This window comes from Micromonospora sp. NPDC005172 (genome assembly GCF_040608555.1).
Lineage (GTDB): Bacteria > Actinomycetota > Actinomycetes > Mycobacteriales > Micromonosporaceae > Micromonospora.
This window is the reverse complement of sequence record NZ_JBEXIL010000004.1, coordinates 1-16,994: the sequence shown is the minus strand read 5'-3', so window position 1 is coordinate 16,994 and position 16,994 is coordinate 1. Positions and strand designations below refer to the sequence as shown.

The window sequence follows — 16,994 nt, the reverse complement described above, 5'->3', positions numbered from 1 at the left end:
CGTGAGGGGACCCGTGGTGGTCGTCGGGGACACTCTGCTCGACCGGGACGTGGAGGGGTTGGTGAACCGCCTCTGCCCGGACTCCCCGGTGCCGGTGCTCGACGAGACCTCGGCCGTCGACCGGCCCGGTGGGGCCGGCCTGGCGGCGGTCTTCGCGGCGTCGCAGGGGGCCGACGTGGTGCTGGTCACCGCGCTCGCCGACGACGCCGGGGGCGCGCGGCTCAGCGCGCTGCTCGCCGCCGCCGGCGTGCGGGTGTATCCGCTGGCTCTCTCCGGCGCGACGCCGGAGAAGATCCGACTGCGGGCCCGGGGCCGGGTGCTGCTGCGCCACGACCGGGGCGGTGCCTCCGGTGAACCGGGCCAGCCCTCGGACGAGGTGCTGCGGGTGCTCGCCGCCGCGTCGGCGGTGCTGGTCAGCGACTACGGCCGGGGGGTGGCCCGGCAGCCCGCGCTGCGCGCCGCGCTGGCCGCCACCCGTGCGCCGGTCGTCTGGGACCCGCACCCGCGCGGGCCGGCGGCGGTGCCCGGCGTGCACCTCGTCACCCCGAACGAGTCGGAGGTACGCGAGCTGGTCCCGACGGTGCCCGGCGCGTCCCGGCTCGCCACCGCATCCCAGGGCGCGCAGGGGCTGCGTCGACGGTGGCGGGCGGGTGCGGTTGCGGTGACGCTGGGCGGGGACGGCGCGTTGCTCTGCCACGCCGGATCGACGCCGCTGGTGGTGCCCACCGCGGGCAGCGCCGAGGGCGACACCTGTGGGGCGGGTGACCGGTTCGCCGCGGCCGCCGGTCTCGCACTGGCACAGGGCGCGCTCGTCTCCGAGGCGGTGCAGGCGGCGGTCGCCGAGGCGTCCGCGTACGTGGCGGGTGGGGGAGTGGCCACGGCCTTGCCGGCCCCCGAACGGGCGGTCGGCGCGCGTGCCGAGGCAGGCCCGCGCGGCTCGCGCTGGGGCACGAGCCAGCTCGGCGGCGAGCGGGTGGGTGTGGCGGCGGTCGCCGCGCTCCTCGCCGAGGTACGGGGCGCCGGCGGCACGGTGGTGGCCACCGGAGGTTGCTTCGACCTGCTGCACGCCGGGCACGTGGCGACGTTGCAGGCCGCCCGGCAGCTCGGCGACTGCCTGATCGTCTGCGTGAACTCCGACGACAGCGTCGCCGGGTTGAAGGGGCCACAGCGGCCGGTGCTGCCCGAGGGCGACCGCGCCCGGCTGCTGGCGGCCCTGAGCTGCGTCGACGCCGTCCTCGTCTTCGACGAGCCGACGCCCGAGGCGGTGCTGTCCTGGGTACGCCCCGACGTCTGGGTCAAGGGCGGCGACTACGCGAGCGGTGTCGGCGACGCGGCCACGCTGCCCGAGGCGGAGGTGCTGCGCCGGTGGGGCGGGAACACGGTGGTGGTGCCGTACCTGGACGGTCGCTCCACCAGCGACCTCATCGCGCGTTCCGCCGCCGGGCAGGCCGTCGGCGCGGGCGGTGAGCCGCCACCGGTAGGCGTCACCACCGAGGTCACGTCGATGCCGGAGCGGACCCGATGACCGCCACGCGACCCGACGCCGGACCCGCCGTCCTGGTCACCGGCGGCGCCAGCGGACTCGGCGCGGCGGTGGTCGCGGCGGTGGCCGCCTCCGGTGGCCGCCCGCTCGTGCTCGACCGGCAGCCGCCGGCCGACGGCGTGGACTGGACCGAGTGCGATCTCGCCGACACCCGCGCCGCCGAGGCGGCCACCCGGCACCTCGCCGAGCAGGCCGGTGGCCTGGACGCGGTGGTCACGGCCGCCGGCATGGACGTGCCGGGTCGCCTCGCCGACGTGCCGGGGGAGACCTGGGACCGGATCGTCACCGTGGACCTGTTGGCCACGGCCGCGGTGATCCGGGCCGCGCTGCCGTTCCTGCAAGCCTCCGCGGGGCGCATCGTCACGGTCGCCTCCACTCTGGGCGTCAAGGCGGTCGGCGACGCCACCGCGTACTGCGCGGCGAAGTTCGGCGTCGTCGGGTTCACCCGTGCGCTGGCCGCCGAACTCGCCGGTCAGGTCGGCGTCACCCTGCTCATCCCGGGCGGGATGCGCACCGCCTTCTTCGACGAACGTGACCCGCAGTACAAGCCGGGACCGGACGCCATCCTCAACGACCCCGTCGACACGGCCGCGGCGGTCATGTTCGCGCTCCAGCAGCCGCCCGGCTGCGCCGTCCGCGAGATGGTCGTGTGCGCCGAGCAGGAGACGTCGTACCCGTGATCCTCGTGCTGCGCGCCCTCGGCGTCGGCGACCTGGTCACCGCGGTGCCCGCGCTGCGGGCGCTGCGGGCGGCGTACCCCGATCGGGAGCTGGCGCTCGCCGCGCCGGCCGGCCTGGCCCCGCTCGTCGACCTGGTCGGTGGGGTCGACCGGCTGGTGGACACCGCCGGGCTGGACGCGCCGGTCCGGCCGGGCCGCGCCCCGGAGGTCGCGGTGAACCTGCACGGGCGCGGGCCGGAGTCACACCGGCTGCTGGCCGCCGCCCGTCCCGGGCGGCTCCTCGCCTTCGCCAACGCCGCCGCCGGGTTCGACGACGGCCCGCGCTGGGCCGACGACGAGCACGAGGTGGACCGCTGGTGTCGGCTGCTGTCCTGGTACGACATCCCCACCGACCGCCGCGACCTGGGGCTGCGCCGACCCGAGCCGGTTGGCCTGCCGGTCGGCGCGACCCTGCTGCATCCGGGCAGCAACGTTCCCGCCAAGCGGTGGCCCGCCGACCGGTTCGCGGCGCTGGCCCGGGCGCTGCGCGAGCGGGGGCACCGGGTGCTGGTCACCGGCTCGGCCGACGAACGCGCGCTGGCCGGACGGGTGGCCGAGGCGGCCGGTCTGCCGCCGGCAGCCGTACTGGCGGGCCGGACCGACCTCGGCGCGTTGGCCGCGCTGGTCGCCGACGCCCGGCTGGTGGTCAGCGGTGACACCGGTGTGGCGCACCTGGCCACCGCGTACGGGACCGCGTCGGTGGTGCTCTTCGGGCCGGTGCCCCCGGCGGCGTGGGGGCCTCCACCGGACCGGCCCCAACACCGGGCCCTCTGGGTTGGCGAGGGGGATTGGCCCAGGTGGGACGGGGTAGGAAGCCACCCGACACTGACGGCTCTGCCTCTCGACGAGGTACTGGCCGCCGTGGACGAGGTGGAGAGGGTGGTGCGGGTCTCCGGTGCGGTTGCGGCGTAGCGATCCGGGTCGGCCCGGTTACGGGCGACGCCGGCGCGGTAAGGGCTGGACCTTCGTCGACCCGAATGGTGCCGTCGTGCGTGATCCGGCCACCCGGGCGCGGTTGAACGACCTCGTGATCCCTCCTGCCTGGCAGGACGTGTGGATCGCGCCGCACTCGAACGGCCACATCCAGGCGATCGGTATCGACGCGGCCGGGCGCAGGCAGTACCTGTACCACCCGGTGTGGCGGGAGAAGCAGGACGCGGCGAAGTTCGACCACATGCTGGAGGTGGCCCGACGGCTGCCGGTGCTGCGTGAGCGGGTGGGGCAGGACCTGGGCAGCCGGGGGCTGTCTCGTGACCGGGTGCTGGCCACCGTGGCCCGCCTGCTCGACATGGGGATGTTCCGGGTCGGCAGCGACCAGTACGCGGCCGGCGACGACCCGACGTTCGGGGTGTCCACCCTGCGCCCGGAGCACGCGCGGACCCGGGGCGGCTGCGTGGTCTTCGAGTTCCCCGCGAAGGGCGGCATCGAGCAGGTACGCCGGATCGAGGACCCGCAGCTGTGTGAGGTGCTGGTCAACCTGCGCCGTCGTCGCCGCACGGCGGACCGGCTGTTCGGCTACTGGGACGGCCTCCAGTGGCGGGACGTGCGCAGCGACGAGGTCAACGGCTACCTGCGCGACGCCAGTGGCGGCGAGATGACCGCCAAGGACTTCCGCACCTGGCACGCCACCGTGCTCGCGGCGGCCGAGCTGGCCGCCGCCGACCCGGCCCGCTCGGTCACCGCTCGGCGCAGGGCGGTGGCGGGGGTGATGCGCGCGGTGGCGGAGCTGCTGGGCAACACACCAACGGTGGCGCGGACGTCCTACGTGGACCCGCGGGTCGTCGATCTCTACCAGGACGGGGTCGTGGTGCCGATCGACGCGGACGCCCCCCGCGAGGAGGTCGAGCGGGTCGTGTTGGAGCTGCTCGAGAAGGCCTGACCGGCCCCGCCGACGATCCTGGGGGGGAAGCGACGGGGCCGGAGCCTCGGCCGGGGGCGGCACCGGGCGGCCGCCCGCCGCGTACTGCGGCGGGCGCCTCGCCACGGCCCCCGTTCGCGACCGATGCGGGCCCGGGTGCGCGGGCGCCGCCTCTGCCGCGTCGACCGTCAGTCTGCCGAAGAGGAGTTGACTTCGGATGCCAAGCGGTTGACGTCCTGCGCCGCACCTGGCTCGCCGTCGCGAAACGCCTGCGGGCTCACCCCGTACGCGGCCTTGAACACCCGACTGAAGTGGGCCTTGTCGCCGAACCCCCACCGTGCGGCGATGACCTGCACGGGCTGGGTGCGCAGTGTCGGGTCGGTGAGGTCCCGCCGGCACCGGGCGAGTCGAAGGTCGCGGATGTACGTCGCGACCGTGGTGTTCTCGGCCTCGAACAGGCGGTGCAGCGTCCGCAGCGAGATGTGGTGGGCGTCCGCGACGATCTGCGGGCCGAGCGTGGGGTCGCCCAGGTGGCGGTGGACGTACGCCTGCACCTGGGTGACCAGCGCCCGGCGGCGGACCTCGGTCGGCACGGCGTCCTCGGCGACCAGGTTGCGGCCGAGCAGGGTGGTGGCCAGGTCGAGCCCCACCGCGCCGAGCCGGCTGGCATCGGCGGCCTGGTACTGCTCGGGGTGCCCGGTCACCTGGATCAGGAACTGCGCCAGCAGCGCCCCGAGCCCTTCGCTACCGGACATCCGGCCGCCGTAGAGCGCGGCCATCCGCTTCGGCGGCAACGGAAGCGCGGAGTGCGGGATCACCGTCGTGATCGAGGTGGCCTGGGTCCGTCCCGGCTCGCTCGCGTGGTGGCAGACGTCGTGCGGGCGCGAGGCGTCGTAGAAGGTGAACTCGCCGGCCAGGATGTCGCTGCGCCGACCGTCCTGGCTGGACGTGCCGACCCCGCTGGTGGTGAAGGCGAGTATGTACAGCTCCGGGTCCGACTGTCGGATCAGCTTGCGGGTGGCATCGAGTGAGGGGTACTGGTACCTGACCAGTTGGATCGCGCCGAGGTCGATGAACTCGGCCTGGGCGGCGAAGTCGTCGGCGTACGGGGACTCCATCCGCAACGGCACGGACGTGCGCGCCACCAGGTCCAGCCACATCCCGAACCGCTCAGCGGGCGGCAGGACGGTGGTGTCGATGGTGTTCCTGGCTAGCATCCGCGCCCCCTCACGCCGTCCGGCGGGCGATCAGGGCCTCGACGCCGTCGAGGATCCGGTCCAGACCGAACGTGAACTCGTCGTCCGGAGGGTCGTCCTGGTCGAGGACGCCGGCGCCGAGCACCCGGGTCAGCGCCGGGAAGCGGACCGGGTCGATCAGACGCGCCAGCATCGCGCCGTACGCCGGCATCAGCTCGCCCGGCTCGACGCCAGCGGCCCGGCTGCCCTCGGCGAGCTGGTTGACGAGCATCGCCTCGTTGCGGACGTACCCGGTGACCAGCAGGAGGATCGACATCTTCTCGCTCTCGGGCAGGGGAGTGCCATCGAGGCAGCCCAACCCGTCCTCCATCCAGCCGAGTTGCTGGGGTGTGATCGGCGGCCCGGCGATCGGTACGTGTAGCAGCCAGGGGCGCTGTCGCAGGACATCGTGTTCGGCCCAGGCCCAGCGGGTCAGGTTGGCGCGCCAGTCGTCCTCCGGCGCCGCCGGGCCGGGTGAGGGGCCGTAGCCGGCGTCCACCATCAGCGTCAGCAGGTCGTCCTTGGAGCCGACGTGTCGGTAGAGAGCCATGGTGGCCGCGCCCAACTCCTTGGCCACCCGGCTCATCGACACGGCCGCCAGGCCGTCGGCGTCGGCGACCCGGACGGCCGCGTCGACGATGGCGGGCACGGTGAGGCCCGGCCGGGGGCCCTTGGGTGGCCGCTCCCGCAGCCCCCAGGCGCTCTCGATGGCCGGCGGAAGCGCCGGGCCGCTGTCGTCTTTCGTCTTCGCCACATTTCCTCCTTGCCCCGCCATCCTAGTTCTGCGTATGGTCTACGCATTAAAGCGTACGACATACGCAGAAGGAGTCTCCATGACAGTGACGACCGCACCGGCACCCCGCGCGGGCCGGCGGGAATGGATCGGATTCGCGGTGCTGATGCTGCCGCTGCTCCTGGTGTCGATGGACGTGTCGGTGCTCTACTTCGCCGTCCCGTTCATCAGCGAGGAGCTGCGGCCCAGCGCCACCCAGCAACTCTGGATCTTCGACATCTACGGCTTCGTGCTGGCCGGGCTGCTGATCACCATGGGTGCCCTGGGTGACCGGATCGGCCGCCGTCGGCTCCTGCTGCTCGGCGCGACCGCGTTCGGGGCGGCCTCTCTGCTGGCCGCGTACGCCCACAGCGCCGAGACCCTGATCGCCGCGCGCGCCGTCCTCGGCGTCGGCGGGGCCACCCTGATGCCGTCCACGCTCGCCCTGGTGCGCAACATGTTCCACGACGCCAAGCAGCGGGGCACCGCGATCGGCATCTGGACCGCCACGCTCACCGGCGGCATCGCCATCGGCCCGGTGCTCAGTGGCGTGCTGCTGGAGCACTTCTGGTGGGGCTCCATCTTCCTGATCAACATCCCGGCGATGCTGCTGCTGCTCCTGCTCGCCCCGGTCCTGGTGCCCGAGTTCCGCAACCCGGCGCGCGGGCGGTTCGACCTGGTCAGCGCGGCGCTGTCGCTCGGCACCCTGTTGCCGATGATCTACGGCATCAAGGAGATGGCCCGCGACGGCGTCAGCGCGACGCGGGTGCTGGCCGTCGTCGCCGGGCTGCTCGTCGGGGCGCTCTTCCTGCACCGGCAGCGGACCCGGGCGTACCCGATGATCGACCTGGCGCTGTTCTGCCGCCACGGCTTCGCTGGGTCGCTCGCGGTCAACCTGCTCGCGATGTTCGCCCTCGTCGGGTTCGCCATCTTCACCACCCAACATCTGCAGTTGGTTCTCGGGCTGAGCCCGCTGCGGGCGGCACTGTGGAGCCTCGTACCGTCGCTGGCGGTGGGCGGCGTCGCCCCGGCGGCCGCCGCGCTCGCCCAGCGCGTCGAGCGGGCGTACCTGATCGCCGCGGGCTTCGTGATCGCCGTGCTCGGCTTCGCGGTGCTGACCCGCGTCACGCCCGAGACGCCGCTCTGGCTGCTGCTGCTCGGCGCCAGCGTGTACGCGGGCGGCCTCGTGATGGTGATGTCGCTCGTCACCGAGCTGGTGCTCGGCGCGGCGCCGCCGGAGCAGGCCGGTGTCGCCTCCGCGTTGACCGAGTCCAGCAGCGAGCTGGGCGGCGCGCTGGGAATGGCCATCCTGGGCAGCGTGGGCGCGGCGATCTACCGCCGCGGTGTCCTCGACGAACTGCCGGCCGGGTTGCCGAGCGATGCCCGCGACGCGGCCGGCGAGACGCTGGGCGGCGCGCTCGCCGTGACGCGGGGACTGCCGGAACAGGTGGGCGACGCCGTACTGCACGCCGCCCGGTTCGCCTTCACCGACGGGCTGCACCTCGCCGCGGTCGCCGCCATGGTGGCGATGGTCCTGGGCGCGGCGACCGCGCTGCTGACGCTGCGCGGCGTCCGACCGGCCGACCCCGCGGCACTCGCCGCCGAGCCGACCGGCATGCCGTCGCCGGACGTCGCTTCCGTCAGTCGTTGAGCACGTGGGCGAGCCGGTCGCGGAACCGCCGCTCCGAGTCGCTGATCGACTCGCCGCCGATGCCCAGCAGACCGCCGCTGGACGCCGCGCCGACCACCTGGTCCGCGATCTTCACGAGCCAGTGCTTGTACGCCCCGGCCTCGCCCTCGTCGACGCGGGCAGCCAGCAACGCGGACGCCTCACCGGCCCGCACCAGCACGTCGTCGATGTACGCCTGCGGGTCGGCGGGCGCGATGACCGGCAGCTCCTCGCCGGCCTCGGGGTCGCCGACCTGGGTCACGATCTCGCCGGCCACGGCGGCGACCAGCGGGCTGGCCGACTCCCGGCCCGCGCCGATGGTCTCCAACCCGGCCGCGTTCTCCGCCATGGTCCGGCGGGTGCCGTCGGACTCGGCGGCGCTCGCCGCGGTCAGCACCGACTGCGGCAGGCCGACCAGCAGCCCCCACTCCCCGTCGGAGAAACCGAAACCGGTGTACGCCGGCTGCTCGATCACGGCAACGCCCCTTCCGCCCTGCTCTGTGTGGTCAATCGATACTCTGTCTGGTCGATCCACCGGGCCCCGTGCCGGTGCCCGGGTCAGGCTAGTCCAGGGTCAGCAGGCCCTGCTCGGACACCACGCGTACCGACAGCGTCTTGTAGCCGACCTCGTCGAAGAGGACCGTCATCTTGTCGTCCTCGTAGCTGAGCACGAGGCCCCGCCCCCACTCGCCGTGCCGCACCTGGCTGTGCACCGGGAACGGCCCGACGGCGCCCTGGTCGGCGACGCTGGTGCCCCGGTGGCAGTTGTCGCAGTGGGCGCAGACCTCGGTCATCTGCTCGCCGAAGTAGGCCAGCAGGGTCTGCCCCCGACAGGCGGTGGTCTCGGCGAAGGCGCGCATCATGTCGGTACGCGAACGGGTCACCGTCTGCTGGCGCTCCGCCTCCGCCAGGGCCGCCGCTGCCGCGTCGACCGGTGCGGGGGAGTAGCGGGAAGCGCCGATACGCTGGCGGGCGCGGGGTTCGGCGGCGCCCACCTGCTCCAACAGCGACAGGTACTGGCCCAGCTTGCGCGGCCCCAGGCCGGTGACCTCCCGCAGCTCGGTCTTCGTGGCCGGCTTGCGGCGCAGCAGCGCGGCCAGCTCCCGCAGCTCGTTCTCGTCCGGCAGGCCACCGCTGAAGAACCGTTGCAGGCCCACGTCCTCGGCCCGCCAGAGCAGCAGCACCCGGGCCGGTTGCCCGTCCCGTCCGGCCCGGCCGATCTCCTGGAAGTAGCTGTCCGGCGAGTCGGGCAGCGCCGTGTGCACCACCCACGCGATGTTCGGCTTGTCGATGCCCATCCCGAACGCCGAGGTGGCCACCATGATGGGCACCTCGTCGGCGAGGAACGCCTCGTGCAGTTCGTTGCGCGCGCCGTTCGGCATCCCACCGTGGTAGTACTGCGCCGGGAATCCCGCAGTGGTCAACCGCTCGGCCAGCTCCTCGGCCGAGCGCCGGGTCGGCACGTAGATGATTCCCGGTCGTTCCTCGTCGCGCAGCAGCGCGATCAGCCGCCGCCACCGGTAGTCCTCGGTGGGGCAGTGCGCCACCTCCAGGAAGAGGTTGGGCCGGTCCAGCCCGGAGACCACCACTTCGGGGTCGCGCAGTCGCAACCGGGCGATGATGTCGTCGCGGACCGGCGGGGAGGCGGTGGCGGTCAGCGCGACCACCGGAGGTCGACCGATGCCCTCGATGAGGTGGCCCAGCGCCAGGTAGTCGGGCCGGAAGTCGTGCCCCCAGGCGGAGATGCAGTGCGCCTCGTCGATCGCCACCAGCGCCGGCTTCAACGCGGCGACCTCGGCCATCCGGTCCGGGTTGCTCAACTGCTCCGGGGTGATGAAGAGGAACTCGGCCCGGCCGGCCTGGATCTCGGCGATCGCCTCGGCCTGCTGGGCTGCCGACTCGTTCGAGCTGATCCGTACGGCCCGCAGCTCCGGGCGTTGGCGCTCGTTGAGGGCCGCGATCTGGTCCTGCTGGAGAGCCAGCAGCGGGGAGATCACCACGGTCGGGCCGGGGATGAGGCTGGCCGGGATCTGGTAGATCGCCGACTTGCCGGCACCGGTGGGCAGGACCACCAGCGCGTCGTGTCGCTTCATCACCGCGCGCATGGCGGCGAGCTGGTTGGGCCGCAGAGCTTTCCAGCCGAAGAGGCTCTTCGCTGCACGGCGCAACGTCATCGAGTGCGTGGACAGTTTCATCGAGGGCCGGAGGTACCCGGGCCCATGACCACCGAAACACATTCGCACGATCATGGGCCCGGCGTGCTCCGGTTCATTTCAGGCGGGGCAGGACCTCGCGCTGGTAGAGGTCGAAGAGGCCCTGGAAGTGCGGGCCGGTGTTGGCCACGTACACCTCGTCGAAGCCGGCCTTGGCGTACTGGTCGATCATGTCGAGGTGCGCGTCGGCGCTGTTGCCGCAGACGAACGCCTCCCGCACCATGTCCTGCGTGACCAGCTCGGAGGCCTGCTCGAAGTGGCGCGGCGAGGGCAGCACCTGGGACAGCTCGCCCGGCACCCCGGCGTTGGGCCAGCGCTCGTACGCGAGCCGCGCGCCCTCGTCCTCGCTGGCCGCGTACGCCGCCTTGAAGCCGCCCTGGCACGGCTTGTCGCCGCCGCCGTTCTCCCGGAAGCGGCGGACCATCTCGCCGTCGGGCATGGTGCTCACGTAGCCGTCGCCGATGCGGGCCGCCAGGTCGATGGCCTTGGGCCCGAACCCGGAGACGTAGATCGACGGCGGCGTCTCGGGCAGCGTGTAGATCCGGGCGTGCTCCACGGTGTAGTGCTTGCCGTGGTGGTTGACGAAGTCACCCCGCCACAGCTCGCGCATGACCTCGACGGCCTCGTCGAGCATCTCCAGGCGGACGTCGGCGGACGGCCAGGCGTCGCCGAAGATGTGCTCGTTGAGCGCCTCGCCGGTGCCGACGCCGAGCACGAACCGGCCGCCGTGCAGCACCGCGCTGGTCGCCGCCGCCTGGGCGATCACCGCCGGGTGGATCCGCACGGTCGGGCAGGTCACCGCCGTGGTCACCGGGAGGGAGCAGACCTGGCTGAGCGCACCGATCATCGACCAGACGAAGGGGCTCTGCCCCTGCGCGTCGACCCACGGGTGGTAGTGGTCGGAGATCCAGAGGGCCTCGAAGCCGGCCGCCTCGGCGCCGCGGGCCTGCGCCAGCAACTCGGCCGGCGTGTACTCCTCACTGGACAGAAAGTATCCGATCTTCATCGCTTCCCCTTCGGCGCGCGGACCTGCTGATGGAGGAAGCCGTACCCCGGTCGCGGTCGGCCACACCGATCGGCCGGGGCCCGATCGGTCAGCGTCGGCCGAACATGGCCCGGATCGCGGCGAGCAGCAGCAGGGCGCCCACCACCAGGCCGAGCAGGCGTACGCCGGGGATGTCGGCCGGGCTCGTGGCGTCGGCCAGCAGGGCGGTGTCCATCCCCGCACTCTCCCCGGGAACGGTGCCACCGGGCAACTGTAAGGTTTATTGACTATTGAATCGCTCGGTGTGACCATGGCAGCACCGCCTGCCGATGGCGGTGCGCCGAGGGCGCGCGAGAGATGGGGTACGGGGGCCGCATGAGCGAGCGCAACCAGCGGGTCGGCGTCAACACGCCGGCGATCGACGTCGAGCGTTGCGAGGCGGCGGCGTGACCGCGCCCGCCGAGCACCTTCCGACGCTTGCCGCCGCCGTCCTGCAACCCGGGTTCGTCGGCACCACGCCGCCGCCCTGGGTGTGCCGCTGGCTCGGCGAGGGGCTCGGCTCGGTGGTGCTGTTCGCCCGCAACGTCGTGGACACCGCCCAGGTGGCGGCGCTGACCGCGACGCTGCGCGCCGAGCGGCCGGACGTCATCGTGGCGATCGACGAGGAGGCCGGCGACGTCACCCGGATCGAGTCGGCCCGGGGCAGCTCCCGGCCGGGCAACTTCGCCCTCGGGGCGGTCGACGACCCGGAGCTGACCGAGGCGGTCGCCCTCGACCTCGGCGTCGAGCTGGCGGCGGCCGGCGTGACCCTCGACTACGCGCCGGACGCCGACGTCAACTCCAACCCGGCCAACCCGGTGATCGGCGTCCGCTCGTTCGGGGCCGACCCGGCCCTGGTCGCGCGGCACACCGCCGCCTGGATCCGTGGCCTGCAGGGCGCCGGCGTGGCCGCCTGCGCCAAGCACTTCCCCGGGCACGGCGACACCCGCGTCGACTCCCACCACGACCTGCCGCGCATCACCGCCGACCGGGCCCGCCTGGACGCCTGTGAGCTGGCTCCCTTCCGCGCCGCCGTGGCGGCCGGCGCACAGGCGGTCATGACCGGTCACCTGCTGGTGCCCGCGCTCGACGCGGAGCTGCCGGCCACCCTGAGTCAGCGCATCCTGGGCGGGCTGCTCCGGGACGAGTTGGGCTTCTCCGGCGTGGTGGTGACCGACGCGGTGGAGATGCGCGCGGTCGCCGACCGGTACGGCTTCGCCGGGGCTGCCGTGCGAGCGCTCGCCGCCGGCGCCGACGCGATCTGCGTCGGTGGCGAGCGGGCCGACGAGGAGGCCGCCCGGGAACTGCGCGACGCCATCGTGGCCGCCGTCGTCTCCGGCGAGCTGCCCGAGGAACGCCTCGCCGAGGCCGCCAAGCGGGTCGGCCAGCTCGCCGCCTGGACGGTTGCCGCCCGCGCCGCCCGCGCGAGCCGCACCCACCGGGCCACCGACGTCGGGCTGGTCGCCGCCCGCCGGGCCGTACGGGTCACCACCGGACCGGACGCGCCTGTCGCGTTGCCGCTGACCCGCGCCGCGTACGTCGTCGAGTTCGAGCCGCCCCGCAACATCGCCATCGGCGCGGAAACCCCGTGGGGCCTCGCGGAACCGCTGGGCGGACTGCTGCCCGGCACGACGACCGTCCGTCACGCCGAGCCCGAGGTGCCCGCCGACCCGGGCACCGCCGCCGGGGACCGCCCACTGGTGCTGGTGGTCCGTGACCTGCACCGGCACGACTGGATGCGCGCGGCCGTGCGGCGGGCGCTCGTCACCCGGCCGGACGCGGTCGTGGTCGAGATGGGCGTGCCCGAGCTGGTCGTCGGGGCGGTGCACCTGGCCACCCACGGTGCCACCCGGGCCAGCGGGCAGGCCGCCGCCGAGGTGCTGACCGGCCGGACCCGCTGACACCGACCGCCCGGGTTACGGCTGCTCGGCGACCAGGTCGGCGTACTCGGGGTGCTTGTCGATGAAGGCCGCCACGAACGGGCACTGCGGCACCACCCGGCCGCCCCGGGCCCGCACCTGGTCGAGGGTGGCGCGGATCAGCGCGCCCCCGACGCCCTTGCCCTGGAAACCCGGGTCCACCTGGGTGTGCGTGAAGACCAGCACGTCCCTCCCCCGCGGCACGTACGCGGTGAAGCCGGCGAACGCGTCGTCGACCAGGATCTCGAAGCGGTTCTTGGCGGGATTGTCCTCGACGAGGGTGCTCACCGGGCCATTGTCCCTGCTCCGGCGGCCACCACGTCGAGTTCGGCGAGCAACCGGTCCACCTCGTCTGCCGTGTTGTAGTGGTAGATGCTGGCCCGCACCGCCCCGCCGCTGTCGCGCAGACCCATCGTCTGGAAGTACTCGTAGGCGTAGTAGTCGCCGGCCGAGAGACAGAAGCCGGCGTCACCCAGCGCCTGCTGGGTCGCAATCGGCGTCAGCCCGGCGACCCGGAACGAGACCGTCGGGCAGCGCCGGGCCGGTGAGCCGTAGACCGTGACGGCGGGACGCTCGGCGAGACCGGCGAGCAGCCGGTCCAGCAGCGCCTCCTCGTGCGCCTGCGCCGCGGCGAGTCCGGCCCGCAGTCGCGCCCGGCGGTCACCTGTCGCGTCCGGGTCCAGAGCGGCGAGGTGATCCACCGCGGCGGTCACTCCGGCCAGCAGCGGGAAGCTCGGGGTGCCGTACTCGAAACGGTCCGGCACCGCGTCGGAGGACGGCACCAGCTTCGCCGGGCGCAGCGCTCCCCACCGGGACGGGTCGGCGACCATCGCGGCCAGGTGCGGCCCGGACCACTTGTAGGCGCTGGTGACCAGCACGTCGGCGCCGAGGGACGCCAGGTCGGTCGGCCCGTGCGGCACCGAGTGCACCCCGTCGACGCAGACCAGCGCCCCGACCGAGTGCGCGATCTTGGCGATCGCCGGCACGTCCGGCACGGTGCCGACGGCGTTGCTGCCGGCGGTCACCGCGACCAGCCGGGTCCGCTCGCCGACCAGATCGGCGTACTGGCCGCTGGGCAGGTCGCCGGTGTGCCTGTCGAACTCGGCCCAGCGCACCGTCGCGCCGGCCGCCTCGGCGGCCTGCACCCACGGGCGCACGTTGGCGTCGTGGTCGAGCCGGGACACCACCACCTCGTCCCCGGGCCGCCAGGTCGCGCCGAGGGTACGGGCCAGGGTGTACGTCAACGCGGTCGCGCTCGGACCGAGCACCACACCGTCCGGCTCGGCCCCGAGCAGGTCGGCGACCGCCTGACGGGCCGCGGCGACCATCTCCAGCGAGCGACGGCCCGGCGTGAAGGCGGCGCTGCGGTTGCCGACAGCCGCGCGCATGGCGTCGGCGACCGCGTCGATCACGCCGGCCGCGGTCTGGGTGCCCCCGGCCCCGTCGAAGTGGACGAAGCCCTCGGTCAGGGCGGGATAGGCGGCCCGGGTACGGGCGATGTCGAAGGCCATGCCCGGACCCTAGCCCGGGTGCCCGCCGCGCTCGCCCCCCGCCTCGGCGTCGCAAACGTCTCGTACCCTTGGCGGGGTGACGAACCGACCCGCCACCATCCCCCTGCCCCCCGTCCGTCGCGCCGCCGGCCTCGCCGCCGCCGTGGCGCTCGGCCTCGCCGTGCTCGCCGGTTGCAGCTCCCAGGGCGCCTCCACCGACTGCGGGCTGGACGCCTGCACGGTCACCTTCGAGCGGGGTGTCGAGGCGAGCGCCACCATCCTGGGCGTCGAGGCCAAGCTGGTCGGCGCCGAGGGCGACCAGGTGACCGTCGAGGTCGCCGGCGAGCAGCTCACCCTCACCACCGGCCAGCAGGCCACCGAGGCCGGTGGCTTCGCGGTCACCGTCGACAGCGTCACCGACCAGCAGGTCAAGATCCGCGTCTCCCGCAACCCGGGCAACTGACCAGGCGGGCGGCGGTGGCCGACGTTTGGGAATCTTCGTAATCGGAGATTGTGACGCCATGTCACTCACCCGTAGCGCCGAAGCCACCGCCTCCCGAACGGCGGACAGCCGGTGGCTGGAACTTCTCGCCCGGGCCGGCTTCATCGGCTACGGCATCGTCCACCTCCTCTTCGCCTGGTTGGCGTTGCAGATCGCGTTCGGCACGTCGTCCGACGACGGCGACCAGTCCGGCGCGCTGCGTACCCTCTCCGCACAGCCCCTCGGTAAGTTCCTCGTCATCGCCGTCGCGGTCGGCCTGCTCGCCATGGCGATCTGGCAGGGCCTCGAAGCGGCGGTCGGGCACCGTGCCGAGCGCGGCAAGGAGCGCGTCATGGAGCGGCTGGCCTCGGCCGGCCGGACCATCGTCTACCTCTACTTCGCCTGGACCGCCTTCAAGGTGTTCAAGGACGCCGGGTCGAACAGCGCCGACAAGCAGGAGGCGCTGAGCGGCAAGCTGATGACCTCCACCGGTGGCCGCTGGCTGGTCGGCCTGGCCGGCCTGGTGGTCGCGGCGATCGGCATCGGCCTGGTCATCTACGGCATCCGCAAGACGTTCGAGAAGCACCTCAAGACCGGCGAGATGAGCCCGAAGACCCGCACGCTGGCCCGCCGCCTCGGCGTCGCCGGCTACGTCGCCAAGGGCGTCGCGTACGCCATCGCCGGCCTGCTGGTCATCGTGGCCGCGGTGAAGTACGACCCGGAGAAGGCCCGCGGTCTGGACGCCGCCCTGCACACGCTGCGCGAGCAGTCGTACGGCTCGATCCTGCTGACCCTGGTCGCCCTCGGCATCGCCGCCTTCGGCGTCTACTGCTTCCTCCAGTCCCGGTACCGCAAGGTCTGAGCTGGTCGATACCGAGAACGTCGGGCATTCTTGGGCTTTTGCCCGAAGTACCCGCGTCTCGGCCGAAGGGAAGCGCCACACTCGTGCAGAGCTATCTCGAAACGACCGTCGCCGCGCTCGCCGCGGCGGCGGTCGCCCTCTTCCTGGTAGAGGTCATCCACCGGCTCACCCGACGGTTCGGCCGCCGGTCCCTGTTGATGACCGAGTTGACCGACCACGCCCACCGCCCGTTCCAGGTCGCCGCCACGGTCCTCGCGGTGCAGTTCGCCGCCCGCTTCACCACCGGGTACGCCGTCGGCCAGAGCTGGCGGCGGCTACTGCTGCACCTGCTGGTGCTCTGCGTCATCGCCAGCACAGCCTGGCTGGTGGCGGCGCTGCTGATCGTCGTCGAGGACACCGCGCTCGCCCGGTTCCGGGTCGACGTGCCCAACAACCGGCACGCCCGGCGGGTGCGTACCCAGGTGGTGATGCTGCGTCGGCTGACCATCGCGGTGATCGTCATCCTGACCGTCGGCGTGATGCTGATGACGTTCCCGAGCGTGCGGGGCATCGGCGCCGGCGTGCTGACCTCCGCCGGAGTCGTCGGCGTGGTGGCCGCGCTGGCCGCCCAGAGCCTGCTCGGCAACGTCTTCGCCGGCCTGCAACTCGCCTTCAGCGACGCGGTCCGCCTGGACGACGTGGTGGTCGTCGAGGGGGAGTGGGGTCGGGTCGAGGAGCTGACCCTCAGCTACGTGGTGGTCCAGATCTGGGACGACCGGCGGCTGATCCTGCCCACCTCGTACTTCACCAGCAAGCCGTTCCAGAACTGGACCCGGACCGAGGCGGCCGTGCTCGGCACCGCCGAGTTCGACGTCGACTGGGCGGTGCCGGTGCAGACCATGCGGGAGGAGCTGCGCCGGCTGGTCGAGGGCACCGAGCTGTGGGACGGCCGGGTCTGTGTCCTGCAGGTCACCGATGCCACCGGCGGGGTGGTGAAACTGCGGGCGCTGGTCAGCGCCGCAGACGCGGGCAGCCTCTGGGACCTGCGGTGCCTCGTCCGCGAGCACCTGGTGGCCTGGATCCGGGACAACCGGCCCACCGCGATGCCCCGCGTACGCACCGAACTGGGCGACGCCAACAGCAACCTGGCCTGGCAGTGGGTGCAGCCGAGGCGGCCCCAGACCCGACGCCTGTCGGACACGGAGGCGCCGGACGACGCCCGTGTCTTCGG

General features: G+C 73.4%; 17 protein-coding genes. 9 read left to right on the top strand and 8 right to left on the bottom strand.

Annotated features, from left to right (window positions below; translation table 11 throughout):
- Nucleotides 1–16: 16 nt before the first annotated feature.
- Genes ABZV06_RS03995 through ABZV06_RS03980 form a run of 4 tightly spaced genes read left to right on the top strand, consistent with a single transcriptional unit; the run spans nt 17 to nt 4,140 of the window.
- The gene (locus ABZV06_RS03995) at nt 17–1,525 is read left to right on the top strand and encodes a PfkB family carbohydrate kinase (protein WP_355238271.1); all 1,509 of its coding nucleotides are present in this window, start codon (nt 17–19) and stop codon (nt 1,523–1,525) included.
- Nucleotides 1,522–2,223, top strand: a complete 702-nt coding sequence (locus ABZV06_RS03990) for an SDR family oxidoreductase (RefSeq protein WP_355237709.1) — start codon at nt 1,522–1,524, stop codon at nt 2,221–2,223. Before ABZV06_RS03995 ends, ABZV06_RS03990 begins: the two co-directional genes overlap by 4 nt.
- Nucleotides 2,220–3,173 carry a glycosyltransferase family 9 protein gene (locus ABZV06_RS03985; RefSeq protein ID WP_355238268.1) on the top strand — a complete coding sequence of 318 codons (954 nt, stop codon included), beginning with the start codon at nt 2,220–2,222 and terminating at the stop codon, nt 3,171–3,173. The genes ABZV06_RS03990 and ABZV06_RS03985 overlap by 4 nt, the downstream gene beginning before the upstream one ends.
- Nucleotides 3,157–4,140 carry a DNA topoisomerase IB gene (locus tag ABZV06_RS03980; protein WP_355237706.1) on the top strand — a complete coding sequence of 328 codons (984 nt, stop codon included), beginning with the start codon at nt 3,157–3,159 and terminating at the stop codon, nt 4,138–4,140. Before ABZV06_RS03985 ends, ABZV06_RS03980 begins: the two co-directional genes overlap by 17 nt.
- Nucleotides 4,141–4,307: 167 nt before the next feature.
- Here ABZV06_RS03980 and ABZV06_RS03975 read toward each other — a convergent pair whose 3' ends face one another.
- Nucleotides 4,308–5,336, bottom strand: coding sequence for a helix-turn-helix domain-containing protein (locus ABZV06_RS03975; protein WP_355618440.1), 1,029 nt, complete (start codon nt 5,334–5,336; stop codon nt 4,308–4,310).
- Nucleotides 5,337–5,346: 10 nt separating this feature from the next.
- Nucleotides 5,347–6,108: a TetR/AcrR family transcriptional regulator gene (locus tag ABZV06_RS03970; protein WP_355237699.1), complete on the bottom strand. Its 762-nt coding sequence runs from the start codon at nt 6,106–6,108 to the stop codon at nt 5,347–5,349.
- A 79-nt stretch (nt 6,109–6,187) separates the two neighbouring features.
- Here ABZV06_RS03970 and ABZV06_RS03965 point away from each other — a divergent pair, with 79 nt between their 5' ends.
- Nucleotides 6,188–7,777, top strand: coding sequence for an MFS transporter (locus ABZV06_RS03965; protein ID WP_355618437.1), 1,590 nt, complete (start codon nt 6,188–6,190; stop codon nt 7,775–7,777).
- Here the strand turns inward: ABZV06_RS03965 and ABZV06_RS03960 are convergent.
- From ABZV06_RS03960 to ABZV06_RS03945, 4 genes are all read right to left on the bottom strand, one after another.
- Nucleotides 7,767–8,270 (bottom strand): hypothetical protein, encoded by a 504-nt coding sequence (locus ABZV06_RS03960; RefSeq protein WP_355237693.1) that lies wholly within the window; start codon nt 8,268–8,270, stop codon nt 7,767–7,769. The two genes, ABZV06_RS03965 and ABZV06_RS03960, sit on opposite strands and share 11 nt — an antisense overlap.
- Nucleotides 8,271–8,358: 88 nt before the next feature.
- Entirely contained in the window at nt 8,359–9,990 is a 1,632-nt protein-coding gene (locus tag ABZV06_RS03955) for a RecQ family ATP-dependent DNA helicase (protein ID WP_355237690.1), read from the bottom strand.
- 73 nt (nt 9,991–10,063) lie between these two features.
- Nucleotides 10,064–11,014 (bottom strand): TIGR03557 family F420-dependent LLM class oxidoreductase, encoded by a 951-nt coding sequence (locus tag ABZV06_RS03950; RefSeq protein WP_355237688.1) that lies wholly within the window; start codon nt 11,012–11,014, stop codon nt 10,064–10,066.
- An 88-nt stretch (nt 11,015–11,102) separates the two neighbouring features.
- On the bottom strand, nt 11,103–11,228 hold the full coding sequence (locus ABZV06_RS03945) for a hypothetical protein (protein WP_355237685.1): 126 nt from the start codon (nt 11,226–11,228) through the stop codon (nt 11,103–11,105).
- Between the two features lie 211 nt (nt 11,229–11,439).
- Here ABZV06_RS03945 and ABZV06_RS03940 point away from each other — a divergent pair, with 211 nt between their 5' ends.
- Entirely contained in the window at nt 11,440–12,933 is a 1,494-nt protein-coding gene (locus tag ABZV06_RS03940) for a glycoside hydrolase family 3 N-terminal domain-containing protein (RefSeq protein WP_355237682.1), read from the top strand.
- 15 nt (nt 12,934–12,948) lie between these two features.
- On the opposite strand, the gene ABZV06_RS03935 is transcribed toward ABZV06_RS03940, so the two are convergent.
- A complete protein-coding gene (locus ABZV06_RS03935; RefSeq protein WP_355618434.1) occupies nt 12,949–13,239 on the bottom strand; it encodes a GNAT family N-acetyltransferase in 291 nt (96 codons plus the stop codon).
- Nucleotides 13,236–14,462 carry a cysteine desulfurase-like protein gene (locus ABZV06_RS03930; RefSeq protein ID WP_355618431.1) on the bottom strand — a complete coding sequence of 409 codons (1,227 nt, stop codon included), beginning with the start codon at nt 14,460–14,462 and terminating at the stop codon, nt 13,236–13,238. Before ABZV06_RS03930 ends, ABZV06_RS03935 begins: the two co-directional genes overlap by 4 nt.
- A gap of 76 nt (nt 14,463–14,538) precedes the next feature.
- Between ABZV06_RS03930 and ABZV06_RS03925 the strand changes: the two genes are divergently transcribed.
- The 3 genes from ABZV06_RS03925 to ABZV06_RS03915 all read left to right on the top strand — a co-directional run.
- Nucleotides 14,539–14,904, top strand: a complete 366-nt coding sequence (locus tag ABZV06_RS03925) for a hypothetical protein (protein WP_355618428.1) — start codon at nt 14,539–14,541, stop codon at nt 14,902–14,904.
- Between the two features lie 58 nt (nt 14,905–14,962).
- A complete protein-coding gene (locus tag ABZV06_RS03920; protein WP_355237669.1) occupies nt 14,963–15,784 on the top strand; it encodes a DUF1206 domain-containing protein in 822 nt (273 codons plus the stop codon).
- A gap of 83 nt (nt 15,785–15,867) precedes the next feature.
- Nucleotides 15,868–16,994: mechanosensitive ion channel domain-containing protein (locus ABZV06_RS03915; protein ID WP_355618425.1), on the top strand; the 1,127-nt coding region annotated here is incomplete at its 3' end.